Origin of the sequence: Wocania ichthyoenteri Th78, from assembly GCF_000789235.1 — a bacterium.
GTDB lineage: Bacteria > Bacteroidota > Bacteroidia > Flavobacteriales > Flavobacteriaceae > Wocania_A > Wocania_A ichthyoenteri.
Genome location: NZ_KN525716.1, coordinates 2,857,612 through 2,873,987, shown reverse-complemented (window position 1 = coordinate 2,873,987; position 16,376 = coordinate 2,857,612). Strand labels below are relative to the sequence as shown.

Below are 16,376 nucleotides of genomic sequence, written 5' to 3'. Positions count from 1 at the left end.
AGTGTGACAGTTTCGGATTATAGAAAACTACTCTATCTCTTGATGCTTAGAATAGGTTTTCCATTTTTCAATACACTGTTGCATATCGTCTGGAATTGGGGTTTCAAAACGCATAAACTCATTTGTTTTTGGGTGCTTAAAACCTAATGTTTTAGCATGTAATGCTTGTCGTGGCAACACTTTAAAACAATTATCGACAAACTGTTTGTATTTGGTAAACGTGGTGCCTTTTAATATTTTTTCGCCTCCGTAGCGGGCATCGTTAAATAAGGTATGCCCAATGTGTTTCATGTGTACACGTATTTGGTGAGTTCTGCCAGTTTCTAACTTACAAGACACCAAAGTTACGTAACCCAAACGCTCTAAAACTTTGTAATGTGTTACGGCTGGTTTGCCTTTATCGGCTTCATCATCAAGAAAAACAGTGTTTTGTAATCGATTTTTAGGATGTCTGCCAATGTTGCCTTCAACTGTACCTTCATCGTCTTCCATATTGCCCCAAACAATCGCTACATATTCACGCTCGCTGGTTTTTTCGGCAAATTGTAGCGACAAATGAGTCATCGCTTTTTCAGTCTTGGCAACCACTAAAAGTCCGCTAGTATCTTTATCAATTCTATGTACTAATCCTGGTCGTTCACTAGAATTGTTTGGTAAATTATCGAATCTGTATATTAATCCATTTATAAGTGTCCCGGAGTAATTCCCATGGCCTGGATGCACTACCATTCCTGCTTGTTTATTTACTACCAATAGGGTATCATCTTCATAAACTACATCTATATCTAAATCTTCTCCAACCAATAAATTTTCAAAAGGCGGATGCGCAAAAAGCACACGAATTTTATCAAAAGGTTTTACTTTGTAATTCGATTTTACAGGCTCGCCATTTACAAAAACACTGCCGTTTTTTGCGGCCGCTTGAATTTTATTTCGCGTTGCATTTTCGACGAAATTCATTAAATATTTATCTATACGCAAAGGCGTTTGCCCTTTATCTACCGTAAAAGAATAATGCTCGTATAAATTATCCTCGTCGGGTAATTGTGGTGTATAATCTTCCATTTTATTGAATCAATGCGTATTGAAGTCTGTAATTAATTCTTAATTTGATGGTCGATTACCATTACCAAGAACTAAATCAATTTTTTCTGTTTTAGGCAACATATCACCAGCTTGTATGGTTTTGCCTTTATGTTGCATTTTAAGCACAATATCTTTACCTATATTATCAACATAAGTGAGTTTCCCCACTTTAAACTCTAAAGCTTCTAAGGTTGGTTTTGCTTGTCGTAACGTGCTTTCTAATAAATTAGGAACTCTTACTTTTCTGTAACCAGATGGGTTTAGTGTGATGTAAATTTTTCTGTCCTTCTTAACCTTTGTTCCAACTGCTGGATCTTGCTCTATTACCGAAAATTTTGGGTAATTAGGATTAAAATTTGCAGAATCTTGAATTTGCATCACCAAATTATTTTCTTTTAATTCAATCTCTGCAACACTTATAGATTTTCCTGTTAAGTCTGGTACAGTTTCAAATTCTCCATGATTTGTAGAAGATTTTAACCACGATAACATGATAAAACAAAAAACCACCAATGCTACAATTGCCAAAGCAATTTGTAATAAAAATGTTTTACTTACAAGAAATTTAATAATGCTCATGTATTATAATTTTCGATACGCAAATATATAAAAACAGAACTGTTTTTTCTTTTGCAATATATATGATATTTTAGCTTAACTATTAATAGATACGTTTTATTGTAGATTTTAGACTGACAGACAAATTATTTATACATCAATGAAAAAAAATATTGCTATCATTATGGGAGGTTATTCTAGCGAATACAAGATCTCATTAAAAAGTGGAAACGTGGTTTTTGAAACTTTAGACGCATCAAAATATAACGCATACAGAATCCATATTTTTAAAGACAAATGGGTTTATGTTGATGTTAATGATGCTGAATTCCCTATTGATAAAAATGATTTTTCTGTTACCGTTAAAAATAAAAAAATCACTTTCGACTGTGTTTTCAATGCTATTCACGGATCTCCAGGAGAAGATGGCTTTATGCAAGGTTATTTCGAATTAATAAATATGCCACATACCAGTTGCGGTATGTATCAAGCTACTTTAACTTATAATAAGCGAGATTGCTTAAGCACATTAAAACCTTATGGTATTAAAACTGCCGAATCGTTTTATATAAACTTAGGAGACATTATAAATGAAGATGCAATAATTACAAAAGTTGGCTTGCCCTGTTTTGTAAAAGCCAATAAAGCTGGTAGTAGTTTTGGCATTACTAAAGTACACAAGAAAGAAGATTTAAAAAACGCTATTGATATCGCTTTTAAAGAAGATGATGAGATTATTATTGAATCGTTTTTAGATGGTACCGAAGTATCTGTTGGCGTTATTAGCTATAAAGGAGAAACTAAAGTGCTACCTATTACCGAGATAGTAACCGAAAATGATTTTTTTGATTACGAAGCAAAATATTTAGGTAAGTCTCAAGAAATTACACCTGCCCGATTAAGCAAAGAGCAGAAAGAAAAAGTAAATACAGTAGCTAAAAAAGTATACGAGATTTTAAAAATGAAAGGCTTTAGCCGTAGCGAATATATTTTTAAAAACGGTGAACCTCATTTACTAGAGGTAAACACCATTCCTGGATTAACTAGAGAAAGTATATTACCACAACAAGCAGCAGCAGCAAACATTTCTTTAACAAAATTATTTGACAATGCTATTGAAGAAGCTTTAAGATAAAAGTCGTAATTTTATATTTATGAAACGAGCCATATTTCCAGGATCTTTTGATCCTATTACATTAGGACACTACGATATTATTAAAAGAGGTGTCACCCTTTTTGATGAAGTAACTGTGGCTATTGGCATAAATGCAGATAAAAAATATATGTTCTCGTTAGAAGAACGTAAAAAATTTATTGAGGATACTTTTGCAGACGAACCTAAAATTAAAGTTATGAGTTATGAAGGCTTGACTGTCGATTTTTGCAAAAAAATTGATGTCGAATTTATTTTACGTGGACTCCGCAATCCTGCCGATTTTGAATTTGAAAAAGCCATTGCACATACCAATAGAGATTTGGCACCTATTGAAACTGTGTTTTTATTAACCTCGGCTAAAACATCGTATATAGCATCTTCTATTGTGCGTGATGTAATTAGAAATCATGGGGATTACACAAAGTTAGTTCCGAGTACTGTACGCGTAAAATAATGTCTGCATTTAATATTAACTTTTTAGACCATGTTGCTATTCGTGTTAAAGACATGAATGCGTCAATTGAATGGTATTCAAAGGTTATACGTTTAAAAAAGTATCAACTTGAAAAATGGGGTAAATTCCCAGTATTTATGCTTTCTAGAAAAGCAGGTATAGCTATATTTCCAGCAAATCTTAATGATGAAAAACTTAATCAATTATCAAAAAATGCTAAGATTGATCACTTCGCTTTTAATGTTTCAAACAAAGATTTTTTAAAAGCACAAGAATATTTTAATCGTATTAATGAACCTTTCAAATTTCAAGATCATCATTATTTTCATTCTATTTACCTAAAAGATCCCGATAATCATACTGTGGAACTTACTACGCTAGTAGTTGATGAAGAGGACTTCTATTAATTACAAATTATATTCACCTAAACCTTTTGTAAATGCTTCTGGGTTTTCGGCTAAATGATAGCGAGGATCGTCAATATCTTCAACAATAACTTCTCTAAATTTAGGGCTTGATTTATAAAGTAGTATTTTACAATCTTCGCTTAAATGCTTTAGTTTAATCGATTTTCCTTCGGCTTCATATTTATTAACCAAATTGAAAATAGCTTCGATAGCTGAATGATCGCTAATGCGAGATTCAACAAAATCGACTTCCACATTTTGAGGGTCGTTCTTAGCATCAAACTTTTCGTTAAATGCTATGATAGAACCAAAAAATAATGGCCCCCAAATTTCGTAAATCTTCGTACCGTCTTCACGCATACGCTTACGAGCACGAATACGTTTTGCATTTTCCCAAGAAAACACCAACGCACTAATAATAACACCTGCAATTACAGCTATTGCCAAATCGAAAATAACGGTTAACGCAGAAACAGCTACTAAAACAATAACATCGCTTAGAGGTATTTTATTTAAAATCCTGAAACTACTCCACGCAAACGTACCAATAACAACCATAAACATAACACCTACTAAAGCTGCAATGGGTACTTGCTCGATAAGACCAGATGCAAACAAAATAAACACCAATAACATTAATGCAGCAACAATACCCGAAAGCCTACCACGACCACCACCTTTTATATTAATTAACGATTGCCCAATCATGGCACAACCACCCATTCCACCAAAAAATCCGGTAACAATATTAGCACCACCTTGTGCTAAACATTCTTTATTGGTGTTTCCTCTAGTTTCGGTTAATTCATCAACTAAATTTAAAGTCATTAACGATTCAATTAATCCAATAGCTGCAAGAATTAAGGCGTATGGAAAAATAAATTTTAAAGTTTCAAAATTAAATGGCACTTTACTAAATATGTCTGTTTGAAATTGTGGTAATCCGCCTTTTAAACCTTCGCCTCCTCCATCACGAATAAAACTTCCAACAGTTGCTACATCAAAATTTCCAAAAATTACAATGGCAGAGACGACTAAAATAGCCACCAAAGCTTCTGGTAATTTTTTAGTGAGTTTTGGTAAACCAAACATGATACCCATTGTTAATGCTACAAGACCTAACATAACCCAAAGGCTATTCCCTGTAAACCAATCACCATTAGCATCTTTAAACATCCCTAACTGAGACAAGAAGATCACAATAGCTAAACCATTTACAAATCCCATCATTACTGGATGCGGTATCAATCTAACAAACTTACCAAGCTTAAAAACTCCAGCAAGCATTTGTATAATTCCCATTAAAATAACGGTAGCGAATAAATAATACAATCCTAAATTTTCGCTTTCTGCACCCATAGCATTTCCTTCGGCTACTAAGCTTACCATAACCACAGCCAAAGCTCCAGTTGCACCACTAATCATTCCTGGTCGTCCTCCAAAAATTGAGGTTATTATACCAATCATAAAAGCCGCATACAAACCAACTAATGGATCTACACCTGCTACAAAAGCAAATGCCACAGCTTCTGGCACTAGTGCTAAAGCTACTGTTATTCCACTTAAAATATCATTTTTAGCATTTGCTGCACGCTTTCTAAAAAACTCAGTCATAATGGTTTGTTTTAAGAAGCGGCAAATTTACGGTTAATATGGAGATGTACAAGTGAGAATAAGGATATTTATGTAAATCACTTCTAAAATGTTTGAGGTAAATTAAGAAGATAAATCTTCTTCTAACCAAACCAAGGCTTGATCTCTTTCTTGAAATAATTTAATATTACGAAAAACATTTCCATTAACATTAATTAAAGTTTCGGTAGACATAACCCCACCGCTAGTATGAACAACTACAGCCATCGATTTAATCTCATCTAAATGTACAATCTTTTTTTGAGCTCCAAAAGTATATGAATATGAGTGCTTTTTGTTAATAAGTAAAGAAAACGGAACAGTTAAATTTGTTAATAAAAAATCATGATACTCATCAACCATGACTTCATCAAAAAGGATGCCTTCATCAACAATAACTTCGGCTAGATTTTTATTTAAAACAACTATTATGCCAAAAGACAGGTTACAAATCTTCATAAATCTATTTTAATGAGAGATCTATAAAACTAAAAAACAACACGTTGCTGTTAATCTTTATAGCAAAATACAATTACTGTAAGTTAGTATATTTTTTTTAAAGTTTAATTGTGTTGAAAAATTATAATTATAATAAAATTGTAGATTTACAATATTTTCAGAAAAAATATATTTTTATTAAAAATATTAAAGCAAAAAATTCAAAACGATGAGGATAATTATAATATTATTGATTTTAGTAGTGTCTTGTAATCCTTCAAACGAAAAACCTTATTATGGTTTTGAAACACATTTTGAAAAATCTGAAGGTTTAGAAACGGCTACTTACAAGCAAACCATTCAGTTTTATAATGATTTAGCTAATGCGCATCCTGAAATTGATATTCAAGAAATTGGAGAAACCGATTCTGGAAAACCACTGCATATTGTTACTTTAAACAATAAATCTCAATTTGATTTTTCTGAAATACGTAAAAACAAACGTATTCTTTTAATAAATAATGGTATTCATCCAGGAGAATCGGATGGGATTGATGCCACTATGATGCTGTTTAGGGATTTGGTAAACGGTAAAATTGAAACACCAAAAAACACGGTTATTGTTACCATACCTATTTATAATGTTGGCGGGAGTTTAAATAGAAATTCAACCACACGCACCAATCAAAACGGCCCAAAAGATTATGGTTTTAGAGGCAATGCTAGAAATTACGATTTAAATCGCGACTTTATTAAATGTGATACTAAAAATGCTAAAACATTTGCTGAAATTTTCCACTTAGTAAAACCCGATGTTTTTATAGATAATCATGTTAGTAATGGTGCCGATTATCAATATACATTAACTCATTTATTTACGCAACACAATAAACTTAGTGGTGATTTAGGTAATTATATTCATTCTGAAATGATGCCTAAATTAGAAAAAAAATTAACTGCAAAAGATTGGGATATTACGCCCTATGTAAACGTTTTTAATAGCGTTCCAGAAAAAGGATTTTCTCAGTTTATGGATTATCCACGATACTCAACAGGTTATACAACATTGTTTAACACTTTAGGCATGATGGTTGAAACGCACATGCTAAAACCATATAAACAGCGTGTTGAAGGCACTTACGAATTGATGAAAAGCATGATTGAAATCACAGAAGAGGAAGGTGATAAAATTACCGATTTACGTAAAAAAGCAAATAGTAATATCCCTCCTAAAAAAACATATGCTTTAAACTGGGAAATTGATACCACAAAAATTTCAACTTTAAATTTTAAAGGTTTTGAAGCTGATAATATAAAAAGTGATATTACAGGTTTTGAACGTTTAAAATACGATAGAACTAAACCGTTTACTAAAGAAGTAGCCTATCAAAATTATTTTAAACCTTCTTTAGAAGTTAATATTCCAACAGCTTATATTATTCCCCAAGGTTGGCATCGTGTTATCGAGTTATTAAAATTAAATGCTGTTGACATGCAGATTTTAGAAAATGACACGACACTTACTGTTGAAAGCTATAAAATTAAAGATTACAAAACAAGACAACAGGCTTACGAAGGACATTACCCGCACTACAATGTTTTAGTAAATTTAAAAACAGAAAATATAAAGTTTAGAAAAGGTGATTATCTTATAAAAACCAATCAACCTTCATTTAGATATATTATTGAAACTTTGGAGCCACAAGCACCAGATTCTTTTTTTAATTGGAATTTTTTCGATACCATTTTACAACAAAAAGAAGGTTTCTCTCCATATGTTTGGGAAAACAAAGCGCTTGAATTGCTAAATGATAATGAACAATTAAAAATAGCTTTTGAAACTAAAAAACAAAACGATAACGCTTTTGCCAATAATTGGTATGCGCAATTAGATTGGATACATAAGCAAAGTAAAAATTACGAAAAAGCACATTTGCAATACCCAATCTATAGAATTTCTTATTAAAATTTTTATTTAAAGATACCATTAAACCTCTTTTCAATCCGAAATTTTAGTAGCCTTCATCTCGAAAATCAATGGATACAATTTATCTTTTGTAGCAAACATTCCTGTTTCTGTTTCAACTAAATCTGGTAAAACATTATACGGACTTTCATCGTATTCTTTTAAATATTCAATATGCAAACCCGCTTCGGTTAAAGCCGAAACCACTTCACCCAAACCATGATTCCAACCGTATTCTTTACTAATCATTTTAGATTCTTGATTAGCGTAAGTACCTTCGTATTCTTCATAAATAACCTCGTCTTGCATATACCCATATTTCATAACAGGTTTATCTTCTATATAATCGAACATCCAAACAATGGGATGAAATTCCACCATATAAAACGTACCTCCTTTTTTTAAACGTCCAGCAATCATTTTTCCCCAAGGTTTTAAATTGGGCAACCAACCTATAACACCGTAACTTGTAAAAACAACATCAAAAGTTTCCTTTATAAAATCCGAAGTATCAAAAACATTACAACACACAAAGTTTGCATCTAACTTTAATTCATCGTTTAGTTGTTGGGCTAAACTAATGCCTTCATCACTTAAATCTATTCCTGTACATTTAGCTCCTAACCTGCTCCAACTTAAGGTGTCTTGCCCAAAATGACATTGCAAATGCAATAACGATTTACCATTTACATCACCTAAAGCTTCCAATTCATAAGGCATTAATGATGACTTTCCTTTTTTAAAATTATCCAAATTATACATCACGCTTTTAGCATGCACTTTTACTTTTTCGTTCCAAGTGGCTTTATTGGTTTTAAAGTATTTATTGTTGGTTGTCATCTTCAAATTATATCTTTACAAAAAATCTAAATTTATGAAAAACTTCATTTACATCACTTTTATAGCTTTGCTTTTTATAAGCTGCAAACAAAAATCTGAAACAAAAATAGCTGAACCAGAACTTTCTATTGCTGATAAAATAGCAAATGCACATGGTTTTGAAAACTGGAAAAACGTTACCGAAATTCGATTTACTTTTAATGTGGATAGAGATAGTAGCCATTTTGAAAGGACTTGGAATTGGAAACCAAAAACAAACGATGTTGTTATGATGACTACTAAAGATACCATAACCTACAACAGAAAATCTATAGACAGTTTATCAATGCGCGCCGATCAAGGATTTATAAACGATAAATTTTGGTTATTGGTGCCGTTTCAATTAGTTTGGGATGAAGGCACAACCATTTCAAATCCTATAAAAGCAGAAGCACCAATAAGTAAAACTGAAATTAACAAAATCACTCTAACATACGCTAATGATGGTGGTTATACTCCCGGTGATGCCTACGATTTATTTTATACTGATGATTTTTTAATTAAAGAATGGATTTTTAGAAAAGGGAACCAAAAAGAGCCATCGATGATTACAACTTTTGAAAATCATCAAGATTTTAAGGGTATAAAAATAGCTTTAAAACATAAAAAACAAGACGAAAATTGGAATCTCCATTTCACAAGTATAAAAATCATCTTAGAATAATATTTTCGTTCTCTTGTAATTTAAACACCTAAACTACGACTAAATGCGTATATAAAGTATAAATAGTTTTTTCCGCATTTGCGCCTATATATATGAAAAGCGCTTCAATCAATGGTTGAAGCGCTTTTCCTTTCTAATTATAATCTGTTTTTAACCTTTAAAAGCTTCTTTTACATGCGTACCATCACAAAAAGGTTTGTTGTTGGATGCGCCACACCTACAAAACGCTGTAGTTTTATTTTTAATTTCTTCGTTTCCATCCTTGTGGGTTACTTTAATTGTACCATAAACCAATAATGGTCCGTTTTCTAAAACCTCAACTTTAGTTTCTATAGTTTCTTCAGCAACATTATCTTTTTTATCATTCATATAATAACTTAAAGCACTAGAAGGGCATTGCTTTACTTGATTAATTATAGCTTCAGTTGTAGCGGCATTAATTCTAACCCATGGTCTTACTTTTGGCCTAAAAACATCTGACAAACCCTTGGCACAAATAGCAGAATGAATGCATTTCTTTGCTTCCCAAACCACGGTAACTTCTTTATTAGTATACTCTCTTTTTCTACCCATAACACAAATTTTTTACTAAATATACAAAAAAGATTGTTTTAAAATTTAGTATAATTTATCGGTACATTTCTAAATTTATAATTCTTATTTTTGTTAGAAACCGAAAACCAATTCACTTTGTCCAATTATAAACTAGGTCTTGATTACGCTAAAGAACAAGATCAAAATGATGACTTATCGCATTACAGAAATCAATTTCATATTCCTAAAGATAAACAAGGAAATGAATTAATTTACATGACAGGAAACTCGCTTGGTTTACAACCAAAAGCTACAAAATCATACATTAATCAAGAACTTGAAGATTGGGCTAATTTAGGTGTTGAAGGACATACTGAAGCTAAAAATCCATGGTTACCATACCATGAATTTCTAACCGAAAGCATGGCAAATGTTGTGGGAGCAAAACCCATTGAAACTATTGTAATGAATACACTTACTGCCAATCTTCATTTTATGATGGTATCATTTTACAAACCCACTAAAACGCGTTATAAAATTCTTATTGAAAGTGATGCTTTTCCTTCTGATAAATATGCTGTAGAGTCGCAATTGCGTCATCATGGATTCGATGATAAAGAAGGATTGATTTTATGGAAACCTCGCGAAGGTGAAGAGTTATTGCGATATGAAGATTTAGAAGATATTCTTAAAACTCAAGGTGTAGACATTGCCTTAATTATGATTGGGGGTGTTAATTATTACACGGGACAATTTTTCGATTTAAAAAAAACAACAGAACTCGGACATAAATATGGTTGCGTAGTTGGATTTGATTGCGCTCACGGTGCAGGAAATGTAGAGTTAAATTTACACGGTTCTGGAGCAGATTTTGCCGTTTGGTGTACTTATAAATATCTAAATTCTGGACCTGGAAGTTTAGCAGGTTGTTTTGTACACGAGCGTCATGCTCACAATAAAAATCTAAACCGATTTACAGGTTGGTGGAGCCACAACAAACAAACACGTTTTAACATGCGTGATGAATTTGATGTACTTCCAGGTGCAGAAGGTTGGCAACTTAGTAATCCACCTATTTTATCTATGGCTGCCATTAAAGCATCGTTAGACATGTTTAACGAAGTGGGTATTAAAAAGCTAACCGAAAAATCTAGAAAACTAACAGGTTATTTTGAATTTTTATTAAAGCAATTAGGAGAAGGTACCATTAAAATTATAACACCTAGTAATCCTAAAGAACGTGGATGCCAGTTGTCCATTCAAGTTAAAAATGCTGATAAAAATTTGCACAACAAACTAACTGAAGCTGGTGTTATAAGTGATTGGAGAGAACCCGATGTTATTAGATGTGCACCTGTGCCATTTTACAACTCGTTTGAAGATATTTATATTTTGGCTGAAAAGCTGAAAAGTATTGTGTGCTAAAATAAATTTTAAATTAAAAAACAAATTGGTAGAAAGTAAAGTCCCAAATCAATTCGTAGAATTGAATGCCAAGGCGTAGAATAGATAAAGAAAAGCTCCGAGAACAGGAGGGCAAAGTCCGACGCGAAGTTTTCAAATCGGTTTTAAGTTTGGAAAACTTAAAAATTCCTCGGCTTGGACTTGATTTTTTGGTTCGTTTTGTATCAAGACAAAATGAACAGATAAAAAGAAAATACAACTAAAATTATAAGATTCCTGCCTTCGTAGGAATAAAAAAATGAAAGAAAAACAACAAAACATCTTAATCATCGGCGCAGGTCTTTGCGGTTCACTACTAGCCTTACGCTTAGGGCAAAGAGGTTATAACGTTACCGTTTATGAGATGCGTCCAGATCTTCGTAAAGTAGATATTTCTGCTGGTCGTTCTATAAATCTAGCATTTTCAGATCGAGGTAATAAAGCCATGAAACTTGTTGGTATTGAAGACAAAGTAAAAGCGCTTTGTATTCCTATGCATGGTAGAATGATTCATGATAAAAAAGGAAACACGTATCTATCAAATTATAGCGGACGAGAATATGAACATATTAACTCCATTTCTCGTGGCGAACTTAATGGATTGCTTTTAACCGAAGCCGAAAAACATAAAAACGTTTCCATTTATTTCAATAAAAAATGTAAATCAGTCGATTTTGAAAAAACCACAGCCTTATTTCAAGATTACAAAACAAAAGATGAATTTGTAGAAGACGCCGATATAATTATTGCTACCGATGGTGCTGGCTCCGCAATGCGAAAAAGCTACTATTTAGGTAAAAAGTTTCTATTTAGTTTTTCTCAGGAATATTTAACGCACGGTTATAAAGAATTGAGTATTCTTCCTAAAGAAAATGGCGATTATAAAACCTATAAAAACGCCCTTCATATTTGGCCTCGTGGTAGTTTTATGCTCATTGCTTTACCAAATTTAGATGGTAGTTTTACGGTGACGCTTTTTTTAAGTTACGATGAAGGTGAATACAATTTTAACAATCTCACAACTGAAGAAAAAGTATTAGAATTTTTCCAAAAAGAATTCCCCGATGCTTTGGCTTTAATGCCGAATTTAATTGATGATTTTTTTGAAAATCCAACATCACCATTAGGCACAGTAAAATGTTCTCCTTGGCATTATAAAGGCAATACGCTTTTAATGGGTGACGCAGCTCATGCGATTGTACCGTTTTACGGACAAGGCATGAATGCCTCATTTGAAGATGTTGTTGAATTTGATAAAGTGTTAGACAAAAATTTAGAAAGTTGGGAAGCTACTTTTGATGCCTACGAAAAAACACGTAAAAAAGATACTGATGCTATTGCAGATTTAGCAATTGATAATTTTCATGAAATGAAAGATCATGTTGCTAACCCTATGTTCCAAGAAAAGCGTAAATTGGAAATGGCTTTAGAAAAAGCATTTCCTGATCAGTATTCATCAAAATATTCTTTAGTAACATTTAATGAAGATATCGGTTATCGTGAAGCCATGCTTAAAGGGCGTGCCCAAGACAAGGCCATTTTAAATCTATTAACGGATGGTATAATAACTTTGGATGACGATTTAAAAACGACTTTAAAAAAAGTAAAACAAGAAACGGAAGCTATTCTTGAAGACGATAGAATTGCAGGATTAAAATAACAAATTATGAGTAACAAAGTAACTCCTAGAGGCGCATACCCACATACCAAACGTGTTGGCGATTTTATATTTGTATCGGGCACTAGTTCAAGAAGAGCAGATAACACTATAGCTGGTGTTGATATTATTGACAACATGGGAACGAAACACTTAAATATAGAGATACAAACCCGAGAAGTTTTATTAAACATCGAAAAAAATCTAGCCACAGAAGGCGCTACTTTAAATGATGTGATTGATGTCACCTCCTTTCTAGTCAATATGAATGATTTTGCAGGTTACAATAAAGCCTACGCAGAGTTTTTTGATGTAGAAACAGGCCCAACAAGAACCACAGTCGCAGTACATCAACTACCGCATCCAGATTTGGTGGTAGAGATTAAGGTGATGGCTTATAAGAAATTGTAATAAATGAAAAAACTTGTAGTATTTATTTTATTGTTCATAAGCAATATATCTTTTGCTGATAGTGGTAACCGTTATCGTTTTTTTGTACAATTAATTTCGCAAGATTTAGATACAATAAATGGCTATTACTATCATAACTCAAATAGTGATTACATCCCAACAAAGCATTTTGACAGAGGTTTTATAAATTTTATAAAAAAAGATAATATAGCATTATATTCATATATTTCTAGCGTGAATATAGGGAATACTAACATTGATTTCTCAACATCTAAATACAAGAAGATTATCTCACTAGATAAAATAATTAGAATTAGGGTAAAAGAATATTCTCATGTTTCAACGACTAATAGAATACAAGAATTAGCTCTAGAAGAATTTAATCTTATAAAATTACACCCTCCAAACTACGTAGTATTACATAAGGAAAAAATAGTCAAAAATTGCAGTTTAGTCCTGATAACTTGGAATGAAAAATCCATATTATCAAAACCATCTAAAGAAATAAATAATAAATTAAGCTTTTTTGAAAAAGATATAGAAAAATATCAAAATGATTTTCGCAAATACACAAAAAATAAAAGACTTGAGCTTGTAAAAAAAGGAATTCTTCTAACCTATTTTTGCTTTCCTTTATAAAAAATGAACATCCAAAACTACATAAACGGTAGCTATCACAATCCAATTCAAAATAATTGGATAGACAACTACAACCCATCAAATGGAGAAGTTTATGGTCAAACACCAAACTCAACCAAAGTAGATATTGATAAAGCCTATAATGCTGCCAAATCTGCCTTTAGGCAGTGGTCTCAAACCACACTAGAAGAACGTAGTCGAATTTTAATAAAAATCTCAGAATTACTAGAAGCTAATTTAGATCGATTTGTAGAAGCCGAAAGCAAAGACAATGGCAAACCTATTAGCTTAGCAAAATCAGTTGATATTCCAAGAGCAGCAAGTAATTTTAGATTCTTCGGAAATGCCATCACCCAATTTGCCAGTGAAAGTCACGAAAGCGTTGGGCAAAACGCCATAAACTATACCTTAAGGCAACCCATTGGTGTTGTTGGTTGTATTTCACCATGGAACCTCCCTCTCTATTTATTCACATGGAAAATTGCTCCAGCCATTGCAGCAGGCAACTGTGTTGTTGCAAAACCGAGCGAAGTAACACCAATGACAGCGTATCTTTTAGGTAAAATACTAAATGAGGCTGGCCTCCCAAAAGGAGTACTAAATATTGTTCATGGTTTAGGCAACACCACAGGGCAAGCCATAGTTGAGCATCCAGATATTAAAGCCATTAGTTTTACTGGTGGCACTTCAACTGGAGCGCACATTGCAAAAGTAGCCGCACCGATGTTTAAAAAATTATCCTTGGAACTTGGTGGCAAAAACCCAAACATCATTTTTGCAGATTGTGATTATGATGATATGCTAGAAACCACAGTGCGTTCATCATTTGCTAACCAAGGGCAGATTTGTTTATGTGGAAGCCGTATTTTTGTAGAAGCTTCTATTTATGAAAAATTTAAAACCGATTTTGTTGAAAAAATAAAACAACTCAAAGTTGGACATCCATCTGAAAGTGATACTAATATTGGTGCTTTAGTTTCAAAATCACATCTTGAAAAAGTAAAAGACTATATTAACATCGCTAAAGAAGAAAACGGAGTTATTTTATGTGGTGGAAATGAAGTTAAAATTAAAGGTTTTGAAAACGGCTACTATTTAGAACCAACTGTTATTGAAGTAAAAACTGATGAGTGCAGAATAAATCAAGAAGAAATATTTGGACCAGTGGTAACCATTATGCCTTTTAATACTGAAGATGACGTTTTACAAATGGCAAATAAAGTAAAGTATGGTTTATCGGCAACATTGTGGACTAACAATTTAAAACGCACGATGCGCTTGAGCAATCAATTACAAGTCGGAATTGTTTGGGCAAACACTTGGATGATGCGCGATTTACGCACACCTTTTGGTGGTATTAAAGCCTCTGGAGTTGGTCGTGAAGGCGGATTTGAAGCGCTACGTTTTTTTACTGAAGCCAAAAATGTTTGTATAAAATATTAACTCCCTCGAAAGTGGGAATCTCATAAATTGAATCGAAATTATTAATCAAAAAGATTTCCGCCTTCGCGGAAATAAAAAAATATGAACCTTAACTTAAACAACAAAAACGCCTTAGTTTGCGGAAGCACACAAGGCATAGGAAAAGCAACTGCTATGGCTTTAGCTGCCGAAGGTGTAAATGTAACCTTAGTAGCAAGAAACAGAGAAAAACTAAAAGCTGTTTTAGCTGAATTACCAGAACACAGAAACCATAGTTACATCGTTGCAGATTTTTCTAATCCTAGAGATTTGCAAGAACAAGTCATTAAATTTATAGAGAAAAATCATGGATTTCACATCGTTATAAACAATACGGGCGGCCCGCGAAGTGGCCCTATTTTAACAGCAGCTCTTGAGGAGTTTGATAATGCATTTACTCAACATTTAAAATGTAACCATGTATTAGCACAAGCTACTATTCCGTTTATGAAAGAAGTTGGTTTTGGAAGAATTGTAAATATCATTTCCACATCGGTTAAAGAACCTATCCCTGGTTTGGGCGTGAGCAATACCATTAGAGGTGCTGTTGGTAATTGGAGTAAGACATTATCTATAGAAGTTGGTGCTTTTGGCATTACTGTAAACAATGTATTACCTGGGTTTACCGAAACTGAGCGTCTAAATGAAATTATTAAAATTAAAGCAACCCAGGAAGAAAGAAGTGTTGAAGACATGGCAGAAATAATGAAAAACTACACACCTGCTAAACGTTTTGCAAAACCTGAAGAAACCGCAAATGTTATCACTTTTTTAGCTAGTGAAGCTGCAAGTTATGTTAACGGAATTAACGTTCCAGTAGATGGTGGACGTACAAAAAGCCTTTAGCGTCAAACTTAATTTGATATCTTATTAATTGAAAAGTAATTATTAACTTTAACGTAAATTCTGCGTGAAGGATTGAAGTGGCATCCTTTTGCTTTTTTGCAAAGGATATAGCGGAAAGCCTGACCTGAAAGGGCACGTCCAAAAC

Annotated in this window: 17 protein-coding genes; 11 read left to right on the top strand and 6 right to left on the bottom strand. The window is 32.8% G+C overall.

The annotated features are described in order from the left end of the window. Positions 1-27 precede the first annotated feature (27 nt). Together RG22_RS12445 and RG22_RS12440 are read right to left on the bottom strand one after the other, a co-directional pair. Complete coding sequence (locus tag RG22_RS12445) at positions 28-1,065, bottom strand: RluA family pseudouridine synthase (RefSeq protein WP_034043752.1); 1,038 nt, start codon at positions 1,063-1,065, stop codon at positions 28-30. Between the two features lie 39 nt (positions 1,066-1,104). Next, complete coding sequence (locus tag RG22_RS12440; protein WP_034043750.1) at positions 1,105-1,665, bottom strand: PASTA domain-containing protein; 561 nt, start codon at positions 1,663-1,665, stop codon at positions 1,105-1,107. Positions 1,666-1,804: 139 nt separating this feature from the next. On the opposite strand from RG22_RS12440, the gene RG22_RS12435 reads away from it, so the two are divergent. The 3 genes from RG22_RS12435 to RG22_RS12425 are packed head-to-tail and all read left to right on the top strand — an operon-like array spanning position 1,805 to position 3,661. Beyond that, the gene (locus RG22_RS12435) at positions 1,805-2,779 is read left to right on the top strand and encodes a D-alanine--D-alanine ligase (RefSeq protein ID WP_034043747.1); all 975 of its coding nucleotides are present in this window, start codon (positions 1,805-1,807) and stop codon (positions 2,777-2,779) included. A gap of 19 nt (positions 2,780-2,798) precedes the next feature. Beyond that, positions 2,799-3,254 (top strand): pantetheine-phosphate adenylyltransferase, encoded by a 456-nt coding sequence (coaD, locus tag RG22_RS12430; RefSeq protein ID WP_034043744.1) that lies wholly within the window; start codon positions 2,799-2,801, stop codon positions 3,252-3,254. After that, positions 3,254-3,661 carry a VOC family protein gene (locus tag RG22_RS12425; RefSeq protein WP_034043743.1) on the top strand — a complete coding sequence of 136 codons (408 nt, stop codon included), beginning with the start codon at positions 3,254-3,256 and terminating at the stop codon, positions 3,659-3,661. The genes coaD and RG22_RS12425 overlap by 1 nt, the downstream gene beginning before the upstream one ends. Here RG22_RS12425 and RG22_RS12420 read toward each other — a convergent pair whose 3' ends face one another. Both RG22_RS12420 and RG22_RS12415 read right to left on the bottom strand, forming a co-directional pair. Further along, on the bottom strand, positions 3,662-5,275 hold the full coding sequence (locus RG22_RS12420) for a SulP family inorganic anion transporter (RefSeq protein ID WP_034043741.1): 1,614 nt from the start codon (positions 5,273-5,275) through the stop codon (positions 3,662-3,664). It lies immediately after the preceding gene. Between the two features lie 102 nt (positions 5,276-5,377). Beyond that, positions 5,378-5,752 (bottom strand): hypothetical protein, encoded by a 375-nt coding sequence (locus RG22_RS12415; RefSeq protein ID WP_034043739.1) that lies wholly within the window; start codon positions 5,750-5,752, stop codon positions 5,378-5,380. A 208-nt stretch (positions 5,753-5,960) separates the two neighbouring features. On the opposite strand from RG22_RS12415, the gene RG22_RS12410 reads away from it, so the two are divergent. Further along, positions 5,961-7,697 carry a M14 family metallopeptidase gene (locus RG22_RS12410; RefSeq protein ID WP_034043737.1) on the top strand — a complete coding sequence of 579 codons (1,737 nt, stop codon included), beginning with the start codon at positions 5,961-5,963 and terminating at the stop codon, positions 7,695-7,697. A 33-nt stretch (positions 7,698-7,730) separates the two neighbouring features. On the opposite strand, the gene RG22_RS12405 is transcribed toward RG22_RS12410, so the two are convergent. Then, on the bottom strand, positions 7,731-8,537 hold the full coding sequence (locus RG22_RS12405) for a class I SAM-dependent methyltransferase (protein WP_034043735.1): 807 nt from the start codon (positions 8,535-8,537) through the stop codon (positions 7,731-7,733). A 34-nt stretch (positions 8,538-8,571) separates the two neighbouring features. Between RG22_RS12405 and RG22_RS12400 the strand changes: the two genes are divergently transcribed. Continuing rightward, positions 8,572-9,240 (top strand): hypothetical protein, encoded by a 669-nt coding sequence (locus RG22_RS12400; RefSeq protein ID WP_034043733.1) that lies wholly within the window; start codon positions 8,572-8,574, stop codon positions 9,238-9,240. A 150-nt stretch (positions 9,241-9,390) separates the two neighbouring features. Here RG22_RS12400 and RG22_RS12395 read toward each other — a convergent pair whose 3' ends face one another. Next, entirely contained in the window at positions 9,391-9,813 is a 423-nt protein-coding gene (locus RG22_RS12395; protein WP_034043730.1) for a (4Fe-4S)-binding protein, read from the bottom strand. A gap of 117 nt (positions 9,814-9,930) precedes the next feature. Here RG22_RS12395 and kynU point away from each other — a divergent pair, with 117 nt between their 5' ends. The 6 genes from kynU (at position 9,931) to RG22_RS12365 (ending at position 16,231) form a co-directional block, all read left to right on the top strand. After that, positions 9,931-11,199 (top strand): kynureninase, encoded by a 1,269-nt coding sequence (kynU, locus tag RG22_RS12390; protein WP_034046046.1) that lies wholly within the window; start codon positions 9,931-9,933, stop codon positions 11,197-11,199. A gap of 277 nt (positions 11,200-11,476) precedes the next feature. After that, the gene (locus RG22_RS12385) at positions 11,477-12,877 is read left to right on the top strand and encodes an FAD-dependent oxidoreductase (protein ID WP_034043728.1); all 1,401 of its coding nucleotides are present in this window, start codon (positions 11,477-11,479) and stop codon (positions 12,875-12,877) included. A gap of 6 nt (positions 12,878-12,883) precedes the next feature. Beyond that, positions 12,884-13,285: a RidA family protein gene (locus tag RG22_RS12380; protein WP_034043725.1), complete on the top strand. Its 402-nt coding sequence runs from the start codon at positions 12,884-12,886 to the stop codon at positions 13,283-13,285. A 3-nt stretch (positions 13,286-13,288) separates the two neighbouring features. Continuing rightward, complete coding sequence (locus tag RG22_RS12375; RefSeq protein ID WP_034043722.1) at positions 13,289-13,924, top strand: hypothetical protein; 636 nt, start codon at positions 13,289-13,291, stop codon at positions 13,922-13,924. Between the two features lie 3 nt (positions 13,925-13,927). Further along, positions 13,928-15,367 carry an aldehyde dehydrogenase gene (locus RG22_RS12370; RefSeq protein ID WP_034043719.1) on the top strand — a complete coding sequence of 480 codons (1,440 nt, stop codon included), beginning with the start codon at positions 13,928-13,930 and terminating at the stop codon, positions 15,365-15,367. An 81-nt stretch (positions 15,368-15,448) separates the two neighbouring features. Further along, on the top strand, positions 15,449-16,231 hold the full coding sequence (locus RG22_RS12365) for an SDR family oxidoreductase (RefSeq protein WP_034043717.1): 783 nt from the start codon (positions 15,449-15,451) through the stop codon (positions 16,229-16,231). The last annotated feature ends 145 nt before the right edge of the window (positions 16,232-16,376 follow it).

Bases quoted from the DNA above. Each gene is read 5' to 3' on its own strand.
- RG22_RS12445 (WP_034043752.1), bottom strand. From the start codon at position 1,065: ATGGAAGATTATACACCACAATTACCCGACGAGGATAATTTATACGAG.
- RG22_RS12405 (WP_034043735.1), bottom strand. From the start codon at position 8,537: ATGACAACCAACAATAAATACTTTAAAACCAATAAAGCCACTTGGAAC.
- RG22_RS12380 (WP_034043725.1), top strand. From the start codon at position 12,884: ATGAGTAACAAAGTAACTCCTAGAGGCGCATACCCACATACCAAACGT.
- RG22_RS12370 (WP_034043719.1), top strand. From the start codon at position 13,928: ATGAACATCCAAAACTACATAAACGGTAGCTATCACAATCCAATTCAA.
- RG22_RS12385 (WP_034043728.1), top strand. From the start codon at position 11,477: ATGAAAGAAAAACAACAAAACATCTTAATCATCGGCGCAGGTCTTTGC.
- RG22_RS12440 (WP_034043750.1), bottom strand. From the start codon at position 1,665: ATGAGCATTATTAAATTTCTTGTAAGTAAAACATTTTTATTACAAATT.
- RG22_RS12435 (WP_034043747.1), top strand. From the start codon at position 1,805: ATGAAAAAAAATATTGCTATCATTATGGGAGGTTATTCTAGCGAATAC.
- coaD (WP_034043744.1), top strand. From the start codon at position 2,799: ATGAAACGAGCCATATTTCCAGGATCTTTTGATCCTATTACATTAGGA.
- RG22_RS12425 (WP_034043743.1), top strand. From the start codon at position 3,254: ATGTCTGCATTTAATATTAACTTTTTAGACCATGTTGCTATTCGTGTT.
- RG22_RS12415 (WP_034043739.1), bottom strand. From the start codon at position 5,752: ATGAAGATTTGTAACCTGTCTTTTGGCATAATAGTTGTTTTAAATAAA.
- RG22_RS12365 (WP_034043717.1), top strand. From the start codon at position 15,449: ATGAACCTTAACTTAAACAACAAAAACGCCTTAGTTTGCGGAAGCACA.
- RG22_RS12400 (WP_034043733.1), top strand. From the start codon at position 8,572: ATGAAAAACTTCATTTACATCACTTTTATAGCTTTGCTTTTTATAAGC.
- RG22_RS12395 (WP_034043730.1), bottom strand. From the start codon at position 9,813: ATGGGTAGAAAAAGAGAGTATACTAATAAAGAAGTTACCGTGGTTTGG.
- RG22_RS12420 (WP_034043741.1), bottom strand. From the start codon at position 5,275: ATGACTGAGTTTTTTAGAAAGCGTGCAGCAAATGCTAAAAATGATATT.
- RG22_RS12375 (WP_034043722.1), top strand. From the start codon at position 13,289: ATGAAAAAACTTGTAGTATTTATTTTATTGTTCATAAGCAATATATCT.
- RG22_RS12410 (WP_034043737.1), top strand. From the start codon at position 5,961: ATGAGGATAATTATAATATTATTGATTTTAGTAGTGTCTTGTAATCCT.